This is a genomic window from Rhodanobacter sp. UC4443_H10, from assembly GCF_052978325.1.
In genome coordinates, this window is record NZ_CM129668.1 from 2,265,029 (window position 1) to 2,280,980 (window position 15,952).

The 15,952-nt window shown below is 67.4% G+C and carries 11 protein-coding genes; 8 read left to right on the forward strand and 3 right to left on the reverse strand.

Features of this window, described 5'->3' with window-relative positions; translation table 11 throughout:
• Positions 1-28: 28 nt before the first annotated feature.
• Positions 29-952 (reverse strand): cytochrome c oxidase subunit II, encoded by a 924-nt coding sequence (coxB, locus tag ACVCMB_RS10455; RefSeq protein WP_395120387.1) that lies wholly within the window; start codon positions 950-952, stop codon positions 29-31.
• A 14-nt stretch (positions 953-966) separates the two neighbouring features.
• Positions 967-1,407: a DUF2244 domain-containing protein gene (locus ACVCMB_RS10460; protein WP_395121268.1), complete on the reverse strand. Its 441-nt coding sequence runs from the start codon at positions 1,405-1,407 to the stop codon at positions 967-969.
• 295 nt (positions 1,408-1,702) lie between these two features.
• On the opposite strand from ACVCMB_RS10460, the gene putA reads away from it, so the two are divergent.
• From putA to ACVCMB_RS10495, 7 genes are all read left to right on the forward strand, one after another.
• Complete coding sequence (gene putA / locus ACVCMB_RS10465) at positions 1,703-4,858, forward strand: bifunctional proline dehydrogenase/L-glutamate gamma-semialdehyde dehydrogenase PutA (RefSeq protein WP_447097918.1); 3,156 nt, start codon at positions 1,703-1,705, stop codon at positions 4,856-4,858.
• Between the two features lie 150 nt (positions 4,859-5,008).
• Complete coding sequence (locus ACVCMB_RS10470; RefSeq protein ID WP_395120389.1) at positions 5,009-5,887, forward strand: restriction endonuclease; 879 nt, start codon at positions 5,009-5,011, stop codon at positions 5,885-5,887.
• Positions 5,888-6,102: 215 nt separating this feature from the next.
• Positions 6,103-7,194, forward strand: a complete 1,092-nt coding sequence (locus ACVCMB_RS10475; RefSeq protein WP_447106868.1) for an AraC family transcriptional regulator — start codon at positions 6,103-6,105, stop codon at positions 7,192-7,194.
• A 115-nt stretch (positions 7,195-7,309) separates the two neighbouring features.
• Positions 7,310-8,545 (forward strand): parallel beta-helix domain-containing protein, encoded by a 1,236-nt coding sequence (locus ACVCMB_RS10480; RefSeq protein WP_447106869.1) that lies wholly within the window; start codon positions 7,310-7,312, stop codon positions 8,543-8,545.
• A gap of 42 nt (positions 8,546-8,587) precedes the next feature.
• On the forward strand, positions 8,588-9,790 hold the full coding sequence (locus ACVCMB_RS10485; protein ID WP_447106870.1) for an SO2930 family diheme c-type cytochrome: 1,203 nt from the start codon (positions 8,588-8,590) through the stop codon (positions 9,788-9,790).
• A 61-nt stretch (positions 9,791-9,851) separates the two neighbouring features.
• Positions 9,852-12,347, forward strand: coding sequence for a TonB-dependent receptor (locus ACVCMB_RS10490; protein WP_447106871.1), 2,496 nt, complete (start codon positions 9,852-9,854; stop codon positions 12,345-12,347).
• Positions 12,348-12,406: 59 nt separating this feature from the next.
• Complete coding sequence (locus tag ACVCMB_RS10495) at positions 12,407-13,822, forward strand: coniferyl aldehyde dehydrogenase (RefSeq protein WP_447106872.1); 1,416 nt, start codon at positions 12,407-12,409, stop codon at positions 13,820-13,822.
• A 71-nt stretch (positions 13,823-13,893) separates the two neighbouring features.
• On the opposite strand, the gene ACVCMB_RS10500 is transcribed toward ACVCMB_RS10495, so the two are convergent.
• Positions 13,894-15,390 (reverse strand): OmpP1/FadL family transporter, encoded by a 1,497-nt coding sequence (locus ACVCMB_RS10500; protein WP_395120395.1) that lies wholly within the window; start codon positions 15,388-15,390, stop codon positions 13,894-13,896.
• Positions 15,391-15,633: 243 nt separating this feature from the next.
• Here ACVCMB_RS10500 and ACVCMB_RS10505 point away from each other — a divergent pair, with 243 nt between their 5' ends.
• Positions 15,634-15,927 (forward strand): YcgL domain-containing protein, encoded by a 294-nt coding sequence (locus ACVCMB_RS10505; RefSeq protein ID WP_447097911.1) that lies wholly within the window; start codon positions 15,634-15,636, stop codon positions 15,925-15,927.
• Positions 15,928-15,952: the final 25 nt, after the last annotated feature.

Consider the following 15,952-nt stretch of genomic DNA (forward strand, 5'->3'; position numbering starts at 1 on the left):
TGCAACGAAAACGCGGATGGGGTCGGGCTCAGCCCGGCGGAGTGGTCGCCGCGGCAGTGGCCGCCGTGCCCGCGTCAATCGGCGCGGGGGGCGGCAGGGACTTGCCGGAAGCGGCTTCCTGCTCGGCCAGCCACTTGGCGAAGTCCGCCTTCGACTTGGCCACCACCACGATCGGCATGAAGCCGTGGTCCTGGCCGCACAGCTCGGCGCACTGGCCGCGGTACGTGCCCGGCTCCTTGATGTTGGTCCAGGCCGCGTTGACAATGCCGGGGATCGCGTCGAGCTTCCAGCCCAGCGCCGGCACCCACCACGAATGGATCACGTCGCCGCCGGTGATGATGAAGCGGATCTTGGTGTCGACCGGCACCACCAGCGGCTTATCGACGTTGAGCAGGTAGGTCTGCTCGTCGCCCACCTTGACCGCATACGGGTCCATGCCCGAATCGAGCTGGCGGGTGTCGTCGCTCTGCTTGTCCAGCCTGGACATGAAGCCGACCTTGTCGATCGGCTTGCCCATGTAGCTGACGTAGTCGTAGCGCCACTTCCACTGGTAGCCGGTGACCTTCACCGTCATCTGCGAGCCGGTGGTATCGGCCCAGCTGGTGAGGCCGCCGGTGGCGAGGTAGGCCAGGGTGATCAGGATCAGCACCGGAATCGTGGTCCAGACCACTTCCAGCACGGTGTTGTGCGCCCACTTCTCGGCCACCGCGCCGCGCGATTTGCGGAAGCGGAACATCGCGACGAACATGGCGCCGAACACCAGCACGCCGATCACCACGCAAACCCACAGCGAGATGTTGTTCAGATCGTAGGGGACGTGCGACCAGGTGCTCGCGCCGCGCTCCATGTTCAGCTGCCATGGATGCGGATTCGCCTGCACGGCACCGCCGAACGTCGCAAGGGCAAGGCCCGCCGTCGCCATGATTGATCGCCTGATCCCGCCAGATGTCATGTCTTGCACCTTTGTCATTGCTGTTTGCGCCACGTTCCGGTCGAGCCGGCCAGCAGCACCCTGAGTCGCTTCGCCAGCTCGACGCGTTCCGTTGCCGCCAGAAACGCGCCGATCTCCAGATCGCGGCCGTGCGATGTCAACACCAGGCGTCCATTGCCGGTATCCAGCCGCACGCGCACCCAGCAAGACTGGAAGCGAGTGCAACGCCGGCCCGGCAGCGACTGCACCTCCAGCGACGATTCGTCGAGAGTGATGCGCTCGCAGCGGTCGCCGGCCCGCCAGGCCACGCTCAACGCGATGGCCATGGCGGCGGATTCCACCAGGGCAAACAGCGGAGCAAACACGTTCCCCTGCCACGCCCCCAGTTCTGCCGTTGTCAGCGCCAATGCCACCAGAACCACGATCAGTCGACGCAGGCCGCGGCGGCTGAGCGAGCGATTGGGCTTGAGCCACATCGTCACGCAGGGCAAGCCGGCGCTGGCTGGTCGAAGCACGATCATGGAGATCCGGCGTGCCTGGAACTGCCGGAATGATAGGCCGCGGCGGCGCAGTGGGCAAGAATGTCGCACCCGATTGACTTCGATCAACGCGACCCGTCACCTCGACAGGCACCGCAAGCCATTCGCGCCCGTGCGGCAGATCACCCTGCCCGAGGCGGATTTTCGCGCGTGGCGGCGCGTCCCCACGGCCGGGCACGAAGCGTACAATTGCGGGTTTATTCCATCCCCCACGACCGGCACCGACACGACCGTGACCTCACCCATCCTGAGTCCCGAGCTGCCCGCTCGAACCACACCCGCGCGCGCGCGCATCACTGCTGCCTGGCTGCGCGACGAGACCGAAGCGGTGAACGACCTGCTCGACCAGGCTGCGCTGCCGGCGGAGGAACGCGAACAGGTAGTCGATCGCGCTGCCGCGCTGGTCACCCGCGTGCGTGCGCGGGCGAAGGACCAGAGCGTGGTCGAGTCCTTCATGCGCCAGTACGACCTGTCCAGCGAGGAAGGCATCCTGCTGATGTGCGTGGCCGAGGCGCTGCTGCGCATCCCGGACAAGACCACCACCGACAAGCTGATCCGCGACAAGCTCGGCGACGCCAACTGGCGCAAGCATCTGGGCCGCAGCGAATCGCTGCTGGTCAACGCCTCCACCTGGGGCCTGCTGCTCACCGGCCGGCTGGTCAACCTGGCCGATGGCAGCGGCGACGATTTCAACGGCGCACTGCGCCGGCTGGTCGCCCGCGTGGGCGACCCCGCGATCCGCGCGGCGGTGCGCCAGGCCATGCGCATCATGGGCCACCAGTTCGTGATGGGCCGCGATATCGAGGAAGCGCTCGACCGCAGCCTGAAGAAGGAGAACGCGGTGTTCCGCTACTCCTTCGACATGCTGGGCGAGTCGGCGTTGACCGCAGACACCGCCGAGCGCTACCAGCAGGATTACCGCAACGCGATCGCCGCGCTGGGCGCGCGCGGCCCGTATGCAAACCACACCGACGCGCCGTCGATCTCGGTGAAATTGTCGGCGCTGTTCCCGCGCTACGAAGTGGCCCAGCGCGCACGGGCGCACCAGGCGCTCACCGAAAAGCTGCTGGAGCTGTCACAGCTGGCGATGAAGCACGGCATCGCGCTGTCGGTCGACGCCGAGGAGGCCGACCGGCTGGAGCTGTCGCTGGACGTGATCGGCGATGTCTTCGCGCACCCCTCGCTGGAAGGCTGGAACGGCCTGGGCATCGTGGTGCAGGCGTACGCCAAGCGCACGCCGTTCGTGATCGACTGGCTGGTGGAGACAGCACTGGCCAGCGGCCGGCGCTGGTACGTGCGGCTGGTCAAGGGTGCCTACTGGGACGCCGAGATCAAGAAGGCGCAGGAGCAGGGCCTGGGCGGCTACCCGGTGTTCACCCGCAAGCCGAATACCGACGTCTCCTATCTGGCCTGCGCGCGGCGCCTGTTCAACGCGGGCGGCAACCTGATCTATCCGCAGTTCGCCACCCACAACGCGCACACCATCGCCGCCGTGCACCACATCGCGCAGGGCCGGCCGTTCGAGTTCCAGCGCCTGCACGGCATGGGCAGCGACCTGTATGCCGAGGTGATCGGCAAGCAGAGCTTCAACGTGCCCTGCCGCGTGTATGCGCCGGTCGGCTCGCACGAGGACCTGCTGCCCTACCTGGTGCGCCGCCTGCTCGAGAACGGCGCCAACACCAGCTTCGTCAACCGCGTGGTGGACGAGGACGTGCCCGCGCGCGAGCTGGTGGCCGACCCCTGCGAGACGGTGCGCGCGTTCGATCACATCCCGCACCCGCGCATCCCGCTGCCGGCCAATCTCTACGGTGAACTTCGGAAGAATTCCATGGGCGTCAACTTTGCCAACGACAACGAACTGAACGACCTCGCCGCCGCGGTCAACGCGCAGCAGGGCCCGTGGGCCGCCGGCCCGTTGGTGCCCGGCGCCAGCAGCCAGGGCCCCACGGTGCAGGTCACCGATCCGTCCGACCGCCGCCGCATCATCGGCAGCTACCTCAGCGCCGACCAGGCCACCGTCGATCGGGCGATGGCCAACGCGGCGGCTGCGCAGGACCGCTGGAACAACCTGCCGGTGGCCAATCGCGCCGCCATGCTCGAATTCGCCGCCGACCAGCTGGAGGCGCGCCGCGCCGAGTTCATCGCGCTGTGCGTGCGCGAGGCAGGCAAGAGCCTGCCCGACGCGATCGCCGAAGTGCGCGAGGCGGCCGACTTCCTGCGCTACTACGCCACCATGGCGCGCCGCCTGTTCGCCGAACCCGAGCAACTGCCCGGCCCCACCGGCGAGACCAACCAGTTGTACCTGGGCGGTCGCGGCGTGTTCGTGGGCATCAGCCCGTGGAACTTCCCGCTGGCGATCTTCATCGGCCAGGTCAGCGCCGCACTGGCGGCGGGCAACACGGTGATCGCCAAGCCGGCCGAACAGACCAGCCTGATCGGCCATCTCGCCACGCAGCTGCTGCACGAGGCCGGCGTGCCGAAGGAGGTGCTGCAGTTCGTCCCGGGTGACGGCCCCACGGTGGGCGCCGCGCTCACCCGCGACCCGCGCGTGGCCGGCGTGGTGTTCACCGGCGCCACCGAAACCGCGTGGGCGATCAACCGCGCGCTGGCGGCGCGCGACGCGCAGATCGCCGTGCTGGTGGCCGAGACCGGCGGCCAGAACGCGATGATCGCCGACTCCTCCGCGCTGCCCGAGCAGATCGTCAAGGACGTGATCGCCTCGGCCTTCCAGTCCGCCGGCCAGCGCTGCTCGGCGGCACGCGTGCTGTACATCCAGGAAGACATCGCCGACAAGGTGATCGACATGCTCGCCGGCGCGATGGCCGAGCTGAAGGTGGGCGACCCGGGCCTGCTGTCGACCGACGTCGGCCCGGTCATCGATGAGGATGCCAGGGCGATCCTGGTGGCCCACGCCGAACGCATGGACAAGGAGGCGAAGAAGATCGCCGAAGCGCCGATGGACCCGGCCGCCACCGCGCACGGCACCTTCTTCGCGCCGCGCGCGTACGAGATTCCCTCGCTGTCGGTGCTCAAGCGCGAGGTGTTCGGCCCGGTGCTGCACCTGATCCGCTTCAAGGCCAGCGAACTGAAGAACGTCGTCGACGAGATCAACAGCACCGGCTACGGCCTCACCCTCGGCGTGCACAGCCGGATCGACGCCACCGTGCACTACATCAGCCAGCACGCCCGCGTCGGCAACTGCTACGTCAACCGCAACCAGATCGGCGCGGTGGTCGGCGTGCAGCCGTTCGGTGGCGAAGGCCTGTCCGGCACCGGTCCCAAGGCCGGCGGTCCGCACTACCTGCTGCGCTTCGCCGGCGAACGCACGCTGACCATCAACACCACGGCATCGGGCGGCAACGCCTCGCTGCTGACGATCGGGGAATAGGGATTCGGGATTCGAAAGAGCCCGGCATCCGGCTCCCTCTCCCCCAAGCCCCGCTTGGGGGAGAGGGTTGGGGTGAGGGGGGAAGCTCTTCGCCATTGCCACGCAAACGATGTAGCGAGTACGTTTCATGCCATTGCATGGAGTGTACGCATGACGAAACAAAGGAAAGGACAGGCCGAAGTCACCCGCTGGATGGGGCCACTCCTCGACTGTCTGCGTGCGCTTGGCGGTTCTGCCAAACCACAGGAAGTATCCCGGTGGATCGCGCGGGAACTGCGGCTGCCGACCGAAGTCACTGAAGCCACCCTCAAGTCGGGCGCAAATCGCTTTCATAACCAAGTGCAATGGGCCCGCCAGTACTTGGTATGGGAAGGCTTGCTAGATGACAGCAGACGCGGCATCTGGACCCTCAGCCCGCTTGGCTGGAAGACCCATCTTGATGAAGACGCCCAGCGGGCCATCTTTCTCAACCGGGTAAAGATCCAACAAGTCGAACGCAAGCAAACGATGACACCGGGGGCGCATCTCGAACCCGACTTGGTCGACACGGAACTACCCGGGGAATCGCAAGACCTCGATCTACTTGGCATTCTCAAATCCCTGCCGCCCTACGGCTTTGAACTGATCTGCGGCCGCCTGTTGCGCGAGCATGGGTTCGAGGAAGTCGAGATCACCCAGCGTTCGCGCGACGGCGGCATCGACGGCTATGGTCTGTTGCGCCTCAGCCCGTTCGTCAGCCTACGCGTGGCATTCCAAGCCAAGCGCTACAAGGACACTGTCGCGCGCAGTGCCGTGGGCGAGTTTCGCAATGCCTTGCTCGGTCGGGCCGAGAAGGGAGTTTTCATCACCACCGGGCGCTTCACTCCGGACGCCGAGGCAGAGGCCACACGCGACGGCGTGGTGCCGATCGAACTGATCGATGGCGAACAACTGGTCGACCTGTTCCAGGACAAACTGATCGGCGTGAAGCCGAAGATGGTTTACGAGATCGACCACGCGTTCTTCGACGAATTTCGCCGCGAAGGCTAGCCCTCTCACCCCAGCCCTCTCCCCCAGCGATGAAACTGTCGGGGGAGAAGGAGCAAAGCTTTCGTTACCGACCACGTCGTTCGAGAGAACGAGGGGCACGGCACTTTCTCGAATCATGGCTCCTTGTGCACCGCGCAAGCTGGTGTAGGTCCCGCCATGTTAGAAAGCCCGGACTGCAGGCCGTCGCGGCCTGCCTGCGTCGGAGCATCGGCACCATGGCACGACCCGCCGGCATGATCGGCCTGCATTCCTCCGCGGCGACGGCAGCGGCGACGGACGATCCGCGCTACACCGCCGCGGAGTTCCCGACCAACAAGCTGTTGTACCTGACCCAGCTCGCCGATGCCTGCGGCATCGACTGCCGCGGCTGGTTCGCCGGTCTGGCGCTCAGCCGCACGCAGCTGGCGGACCCTGCGCTGCGCGTGTCGTATCGCCAGGCTTCCGGTTTCGTGCGGCGGGCGCTGGCGGCACTGCGCGCGGCGGGGGTGGCGGACGCCGGCCTGCGCATCGGCCGCGAAGGCACCGTCGGCGGCTTCGGCCTGCTCGGGTTGGCGATGATGACCTCGCGCACCTTCGGCGAGGCGATGCAGGCGGGCATCGCGCACCACAAGATCTGCGGCTGCCTGCTCGACCTCTCGTTCGAGGCGGTGGACGAGCGCACCGTGGCGATGGTGGCCCTGCCGCTGTTCGAGGACAGCGAACTGCTGCCGTTCTTCTGCGAAGAGCTGTTTGCAAGTTCGACCCTGATCGCGCGCGAGCTGGTCGGCCCGGAGCTGCGTCCGCAGCGGCTGGAGCTGGCCTATCCGCGACCGGCCTACGCCGACGAATACGATGCCCTGTTCGGCTGCGAGTCGCGCTTCGACGCACCGCGTTGCCGGCTGCTGATCGACGTGCAGTGGCTGCCCCATCCGCTGCCCGGCTACAACCCGCTGACCGCGAAGCAGGCGCTGGCGTTGTGCGCGCAGCAACGCACGCCTGACGGTGGCGAGCCGCATCAGGAGATCGTCGCCGCGGTGGAGCGCCTGCTGCGCAGCCGCCTGGCGCAGCAACCCAGGCTCGACGAAGTCGCGCGCACATTGAACCTGAGCGAGCGCTCGCTGCGCCGCAAGCTGGCCGAGAGCGGGCGGATCTTCCGCGAGATCCATGATCGCGTGCGCGCCGAGCGCGCGCTGCAGCTGCTGCAGGCGGGCGCGTTGAGCGTGGCCGACGTCGGCAGCGCAGTGGGCTTCAGCGACCCGCGTGAATTCCGGCGCGCGTTCAAGCGCTGGACGGGCATGCCGCCGCAGGAGGCGCGGCGCCCGCGCTGATCAATCCGGCCGCTTTCCCCCCCATCGGCTGGCCGCTTTGCCCTCCCCACGGGCGGCGGAATGGGCGAGAGTCGGAGTCATCGCGACGCCGGCACTTCCACGGGGGAATCCAACCATGCGCACACTGCTCATCACCATTGCACTGGCCGCGACGCTGGCCGGTTGCGGCAAGCACGAGGCGCCGTCGCAAACCGCCGCCGACAACGGTTTCGAGGCCAAGCTGCAGGAGCAACTGCTGGACGCCAAGCCCGGCAGCGTGATCGAGATCCCCGCCGGCCACTACCACCTCAAGCGCGGGCTGAGCCTCCGCACCGACGGCGTCACCATCCGCGGCGCCGGCATGGACAAGACCGTGCTCTCGTTCAAGGGCCAGGTGGTCGGCCCCGAGGGCCTGCTGGTCAATGCCAGCGATTTCACCATCGAGAACCTGGCGATCGAGGACACCAAGGGTGATGCGCTGAAGATCAACCAGGGCAGCAACATCACCATCCACGGCGTGCGCGTGGAGTGGACCGACGGCCCGAAGACCACCAACGGCGCCTACGGCCTGTACCCGGTGAAGACGCAGAACGTGCTGATCGAGGACTCGGTGGTGATCGGCGCCTCCGATGCCGGCATCTACGTCGGCCAGTCGGACAACATCATCGTGCGCAACAACCGCGCCGAACACAACGTGGCCGGCATCGAGGTGGAGAACTCCACCCGCGCCGACGTCTACGGCAACACCACCACGCAGAACACCGGCGGCATCCTGGTGTTCAACATGCCCAACCTGTCCAAGGAAGGCCACAGCACGCGGGTGTTCAGGAACAAGGTGATCGCCAACAACCTGGACAACTTCGCCGCCAAGGGCGCGGCGGTGGCCAGCGTGCCGGCGGGTTCGGGCGTGGTGATCAACTCCAACGACAAGGTGGAGATCTTCGACAACGACATCGCCGACAACCGGACCGCCAACATCATCATCGCCAGTTACTTCTCCACCAACTACTACAACACCCGCGGCGTGGCGGCGAACTACAACCCGTACCCGAAGGCGATCTACGTGCACGACAACCGCCTCAAGGGCGGTGGCGATTCACCGGACGGGCTCAAGCTGAAGGCGCTGAAGACCGCGATGTACGGCCTCGGCGGCAACTTCCCCGACGTGTTGTGGGATGGCTACGTCGACACGAAGAACCTGGTAGACGGCCTGCCGCCGGCGAACGACCGCATCTGCATCCAGGGCGTCAACGGCGTGATCAACGCCGACGGCCCGCACGACTACAAGAACCCCAGCAAGGACATGAAGCCGTACGAATGCACGCTGCCCAGCCTGCCCCCGGTGACCTTGAATCCCGAGCCGAAGGTCTGAGGAATGTTCCGGGTATTTTCGGTCTCCGCAGGAGCGCGCCCTGTGCGTGATGCTCTCCGCCACGCCACCCGAAGGCATCGCGCACAAGGTGCGCTCCTGCAGGGTTTCGCGCTGCTGCTGCTCGCGTTGCTGCTGGCCGGCTGCCAGCGCGGCATGCAGCCAGTGGCGTTCCATGCCGAAGGCCGCCCGGCCAGGCTCAGCGACTGGCACGTGGTCGAGGTGCATGACGGCAAGCTGCAGCTCAACGACGGCGTGGTGCCGTACGACCTCAACACGCCGCTGTTCACCGACTATGCGCACAAGCTGCGCACGATCTGGATGCCCAGGGGCGTGAGCGGCAAGTACCAGCCGGTGGACACGCTCGACTTTCCGGTCGGCACGGTGTTCAGCAAGACTTTCTATTACCCGCGCACCGCCGACGGCAAGTTCAGCGAAGTGGCGCGCACCGCGGATTACTCGCGCGACTTCGCCGGCCAGGGCCTGGACATGGCCAACGTGCGACTGATCGAGACGCGCATCCTGGTGCATCGCCAGAACGGCTGGGAAGCAATCCCCTACGTGTGGAACGACGCGCAGACCGAAGCCACGCTGGCGCGCACCGGCGCGGTGCTGCCGCTGACCCTGGTCGCCGCCAGCGCGCAGGACGGCATCCCGGCACGCGAGGATTTCAACTACGTGGTGCCCGACGAAAGCCAGTGCGCCAGCTGCCACGCGCAGGACTGGATCGATCGCAAGGTGCATCCGATCGGCCCCAAGGCGCGGCACATCAACAAGAACTACCCGTATGCCGACGGCGAGCACAACCAGCTCGAACATCTGGTCAAGGTCGGCTATCTCACCGGCGTGCCGGCGCTGGCCACGGTGCCGCGCGACGTCGATGCCAGCTATCCGAAGGCGCCGCTGGATGCGCGCGCCCGCGCCTGGCTGGACATCAACTGCGGGCATTGCCACAACCCGAACGGCGCGGCCAACACCACCGGCCTGTCGCTGATCCACGGCACCCCGGAGAACCACGAGCTGGGCATCTGCAAGCCGCCCACCGCGGCCGGCCAGGGTACCGGCAACCATTTCTTCGACATCGTGCCGGGCCAGCCGGACGCTTCGATCATCCCGTACCGGCTGGCCTCGACCAAGCCCGGCACGATGATGCCGGAGATCGGCCGCAGCACGGCCGACCACGAAGCCATCGCGCTGATCAAGGCGTGGATCGCGGCCATGCCCGGTACCTGCACTGTGCTGCACTGAGCCGACAAACGACCGCCGCGACGCATCGGTCGCGGCCATTCCATGCAACGGGGAGCACGGCATGAACCTTCGTCAACGTCCACTTTCGACCGCGCTGCGCGGCTTGCTGTTCGGCGGCACGGCACTGCTGCTGTGCGCGCCGCTGGCGGCGCAGACGAACACGAGCGCCGACGGCACCGCACCTGCCTCCGCCACGACCACCGCGGCGAACGCGGACCGGCCCACCGAGCTTGGCGCCATCACCGTCACCGCGCAGAGCCGCAGCCAGCAGATGCAGTCGGTGCCGATCGCGCTGCAGATCGTCACCGCCCGGCAGATCGACACGCTCGCGGCCACCGACCTCAGCAAGATGAGCCTGTTCGTGCCGGGCCTGGTAGTCAGCGCCAACCAGCCGACCCAGCCCAACTACCAGTTGCGCGGCATCAGCACCGACGACTTCGGCGTGGGCACCGAGTCGGCGGTCGGCGTCTACATCGATGGTGTCTATGCCGCGCGTTCCGGCGGCGCCCTGCTGGCGTTCAACGACATCCAGCGCATCGAGGTGCTGAAGGGCCCGCAAGGCACCCTGTTCGGCCGCAATGCCGCCGCCGGCGCCATCTCGATCGTCACCAACGAACCCAGCGACAAGCTGGAAGGCAAGGCGCGCGTGCGCCTGGGCAACTACGGCAAGCGCTACGGCGACTTCCTGCTGAACCTGCCGCTCAACGCGGACATGGCGCTGCGCTTCAGCCTGTTCGACAACCAGAGCGACGGCTGGGCCCGCGACGCGGCCACCGGCAAGCGCTACGGCCAGGACAACGATCGCGGCGCGCGCGGCGTCTACCGCTGGAACATCACGCCGAACACCCGCGTGCTGTGGTCGTGGGATCACGAGGAGCTCAGGCAGCCGCCGCAGCCCGCCTTCGGCCTGATCCCGTCGTCGGCGTGGTCGGTGCGGCCGGACCCGAACGCGGGCGTGCTGAGCCCGCCGTATCCGGCCAACCCGGCGCAGTACCTCAACCCGCTGCACGCGCCGCTCTACAACGACGCGGTGGGCGCGGCCGAAACCCGCCGATTCGACGGCTCCACCCTGATCGTCGACCACAGCTTCGGCTGGGGCAGCCTGACCTCGACCACCGCGTGGCGCAATTTCGACACCCTGAACCTGGGCGACTACGACGGCACCAACCAGCGCACCACCTACCTCGACACGGCCAACATCGAGCACAACAACAGCTGGTACCAGGAGTTCAAGTTCGCCGGCAGCACCGACCTGATCGACTGGGTGGCCGGCACCAGCTGGTACAGCGAACAGGCGCGCCAGACCAGTCGTACCGACGTGTTCACTGACAGCATCGACACGCTGGCATTGAACGTGGGCGGCGCCAGCTACGCCGATACCTTCGCCGGTTTCGATTCGCTGCTGAAACTGTTCGGCCTGCCTTACACCGTGCTCGGCGCACCCTGGCGCGAGCAGGTCGAAAACCAGGGCCGCTTCAAGGCATACGCCTTGTACGGCGACGTGATCTGGCACCTGGGCGACAAGCTCAACCTCACCACCGGCCTGCGTTACACCCGCGACCAGAAGCGGTTCTCGTGGTTCAACCCGCAGCGCAGCGCGCCGGAACTGGACCAGACCATCGACGCGCTCGACGCGATGGGCCTGCTCGCGCTGGCCGGCGTCAACCCCGACGTGTTCCGGCAGAACCTGATCTTCAACCCCGCCAGCGGCGCGCCGGTGGGCGTGCTGGTGCAAGGCAGGAACACCTGGAACGACCTCAGCCCGCGCGTGGTGCTGGACTACACGTTGAGCCCGGACGTGATGGTGTACGGCTCGGTCACCAAGGGCTACAAGGCCGGCGGCTACAACAGCGTGCAGGTCGGCTCGCACTTCGCGCCGGAGAAGGTCATCAACTACGAGGCCGGCGTCAAGACGCTGTTCCCCGGGCCCAACCTCCTGCTCAACGCCAGCGCCTACTACTACCGCTACGACAACCGGCAGTCGCTCACGCTGGATCCCAACAGCACCGGTTCCGGCGTGCCGCGCTACCTGGTGGCGAGCACCGACCAGCAGGCCCACGGCGTCGAAGTGGAGCTGCAATGGCAGCCAGACACGGCGTTCCGGCTGGGCGTGAACGGCGCATACATCGACGCCACCTACCGCAACGCCACCGCGCCCTCCGGCGCCAGCCTGGACGGCCAGCCCACCGGCGAGCCGAAATATTCGTTCGCCGCACAGCTGGCCTACACCTGGCACGACGTGGCGCACGGCGCGCTGCAATTCGACCTCAGCCACGCCTATCGCGGCCCGTCCCGCTGCAACAACGACTCGCAGTTGCAGGGCACCTGCCAGATCAGCCCCAATTTCCGGGTCGGCTCGGCACGCCAGATCACCGACGTGCGACTGGACTGGAGCGCCGCCGGCGAGCAGTGGGGCGTGGCGCTCTACGGCACCAACGTGTTCGACAAGCGCTACGTCACGGGAGTGAACAACATCACCACCAGCGTGTTCGGCACGCCGTTCGCCGGCGTCACGCCGCCGCGGATGTGGGGCGTCGAACTGCGTGCGCGCTTCTGACCCGGCAGGCGGCGCCCGCCGTTTGCGTGCATGCTGCAGGACCCGTACCGAGTAATGCCATGACCACCGACCAGGTTTCCACGCTCACCGACAGCCTGCGCCTGCTGCGCGCCGCGCAACGGGCGCAACCGATGCCCGAGTGGACCGTGCGCGCCGCCCGGCTGCGCGCGCTGCAGGCGCTGCTGCGCGAGAACCGCGAGCGCATGGTCGAGGCCATCCATGCCGATTTCGGCTGTCGCCCGCGCGAAGAGACCGAGCTGCTGGAGTTCTTCCCCAGCCTCTCGGCGATCCGCCATGCGCTGGCCCACGGCCGGCGCTGGATGAAGCCGCGCCGGCGCCTGGCCGACTGGCTGTTCCTGCCGGCGCGCACCGAGTTGCGGCCGCAGCCGCGCGGCGTGGTCGGCATCATCGTGCCGTGGAACTATCCGCTGTACCTGGCGGTCGGCCCGCTGGTCGACGCGCTGGTCGCCGGCAACCGCGCGATGGTGAAGATGAGCGAGTTCACGCCGCGCTTCTCGGCACTGTTCGCCGAGCAGGTGACGAAGTATTTCCAGCCCGACGAAGTGCGGGTGGTGACCGGCGACGCGGACGTGGCGCAGGCGTTCTCGGCGCTGCCGTTCGACCACCTGCTGTTCACCGGCTCCACCGCGGTCGGTCACCACGTGATGCGCGCGGCCGCGGCCAATCTCACCCCGGTGACGCTGGAGCTGGGCGGCAAGTCGCCGGCCATCGTCGGCCCCGGCGCGCGGCTGGACCACGCGGTGGAACGCATCATGGTCGGCAAGCTGCTCAACGCCGGGCAGACCTGCATCGCGCCGGACTACGTGCTGCTGCCGCGCGCGCGCATGGCGGACTTCATCGCGCTGGCCGGCCAGGCGGTGGCGCGGATGTATCCGCAGCTGCAGCAGAACGCGCAGTACGCCAGCATCGTCTCCGATCGCCAGTATCAGCGCCTCACGGCGCTGCGCGACGATGCACAGACCGCCGGCGCGCGCGTACACGCGCTGGGCGAAGCCGCGGAAGATCCGGCGCGCCGGTTGCTGCCACCGCAGCTGCTGACCGAGGTCGACGACGGCATGGCGGTGATGCGCGAGGAGATCTTCGGCCCGCTGCTGCCGCTGCTGCCGTACGACACGCTGGACGAGGCCATCGCGCACGTCGCCGCCCGTGCGCATCCGCTGGCGCTGTACCTGTTCGAGGACGACCCGGCGCGCATCGACCGCGTGCTGGCGCGCACCCACGCCGGCGGCGTCAGCGTCAACGACACCCTGTACCACATCGCCCAGCACCGCCTGCCGTTCGGCGGCATCGGCGCCTCGGGCATGGGCGGCTATCACGGCGAGGCGGGTTTCCGCACGTTCTCGCACTTCAAGCCGGTGTTCCGCCAGGCGCGCTGGAACGGCGCCGGCCTGCTCAACCCGCCATACGGCAAGCGCTTCCGGCGCCTGCTCGACCTGCTGCTGCGTCGCGGCTGATTTCTTTCACGCATGAAAAAACTCCCCGCCGAAGCGGGGAGTTTTCTTGTGCGGTTATCGCAGGTCCGGCATCAGAACTTGTACATCGCCGAGAAGCTCAGCAGGTTGCCGTAGTCGTCGAAGTTGCCGGTCAGCGTGTCGCCCGTGCTGTTGGTGTTGGAGACGTGCGCGTTGTTGACGAAGATGTGCGCATACGAGGCGTTGATCTCGAAGTTCTCGCTGGCCTTGTAGCCGATGCCGACGGTGGCCATCTTGCGGGTCGAGTCGGGCACGCGCGGGCTGCGGGTCTTCTCGTAGGTCGGGCTGCTGTCGACCGCGACGCCGCCGCGCAGGGTCAGCTTGTCGTTGAGGTACCAGTCGCCGCCGATCGAGGCGTAGACGGTATTGCGCCAGTTGTACGGCTCCGAGGTCTGCGGCTGCGAGTTGCCGTAGTTCACGGTCAGGTTCTTGAACACGTCCCACTTGGTGTAGGCCACGTCGACGCCGACGCCGAACTTCTCGGCCTGATGCCAGTAGCTCGCGCTGGCCACGGCCGGCGTGGTGAAGTCGGCAGTGCCGGTGGTGTGCGAGAACGGCGGGATCGAGCTGGCCAGCGCCGGGTTGGCCAGCAGCAGGTCGTAGCCCGGCGTGGTGGTGAAGTTGCCGGTACCCTGCAGGCGATGGCTGATCTTGGCGCGGTAGTTCAGCGCCAGCTTGTCGTTCGGGGTCAGCTTCCAGAAGCCGCCCAGCTGCCAGCCGTAGCCCCAGTCGTCGCCCTTGATGCGGGCGTAGCCGTCCACGCCCGGAGGCGTGACCGCCGCCACGCCGGCCGCGGCAGCCTGGCCCTGCTGCACGGCCGCCTGGATCATCGCCGCACCCTGCGCCGGCGAAATCTGGCCCGCGGCGATGGCCGCCTGGATCTGCGCGACGCCGGCGGCGGTCTGCGCGCCGATGCCCTGCTGGATGCCCAGGCCCACGGCGTTGAAGTTGACCGCGCTGGTCAGCTCGGCGCTGGTCTTCTGCGCGATGAAGCTGGCGCCCAGGCTGAAGTTGTCGGTGACGTCGAACGATGCCGACAGCGTGGCGTCCAGCGACTGGAACTTGGACTTGATGCCGTGGTAACGGCCGACCCAGTCCTTGTCGTACTCGGTCTGGAAGCCGAACGGCACCGAGAAGCCGCCGCCCACGTGCACGCGGTCGCTGACCTGGGTGGCGAAGAACAACGCCGGCACCGGCAAGGTGGTGCCGGCATCGCCGCCATTGCCGCCGCTGATCGGGCGACCCAGCACGTCATGCGCGCTGCCGTCGAACTTGGCGCTGAAGTTGATGGCGGTGACGTCGGCCTGCAGGTAGGTGCCCTTCAGCTCGGACATCGCGGCCGGGTTGTTGACCACCACCGAGACATCACCGCCGGCGGTAGCGGAACCCGCAAAGGCGCGGCCCAGGCCCTTGGCGCTGTTCTCCTTGAGCTGGAATGCACTGGCATCCGCGTTCACCGGCGCAACCAGGGCGCCCACGATCGCAATGCTCAGCGCGGCGAGCGCCAGTGGACGGGCAGCGCCCGTGAGGGTACGGAAAGACGTGTGCATCGCTGGCTCCTGCATGATATTGGGTCAACTCGGTTAAGTCGGGCAGACGGACAGGAAAATTCATACGTACGTTTGAACTTCCTGCGCTGGACTTTGCCCTCTCGGACAAGGCGTTGCAAGTGCGCTCGCAACAAATTACTAACAAGTGAACTCCGCCCGGCAAACAAACCCGCCCGCCGATCCGCCGGCCGGCGCTGCTACTCTCGCCTCCCCGGCGCTTGCTCCCGCCCCCACGGTGCTGCCATGCAATGCTTCGTCTACGCCAGCCTGTCCAAGGCTGACACTTACCTGTGGCTGGCCGAACGCGACGCGTTCGACGTACTACCCGAGCCGCTGACGCTGATGTTGGGTGAACTGCGCTTCGTGATGGAGGTGCAGCTGACGCTCCAACGCAAACTGCCGGTGGAGGACACTGGCCAAGTGCTGGAGCACCTGCGCACGCAAGGCTGGCATCTGCAATTGCCGCCGCAGGAAACGCTGGCCGCCGCCAACCACCCCGCCTACACGCACTCGCCGCGGGATGATCGGGACGAGTGAATCGCGCATCATGGCGTTCGCGTTA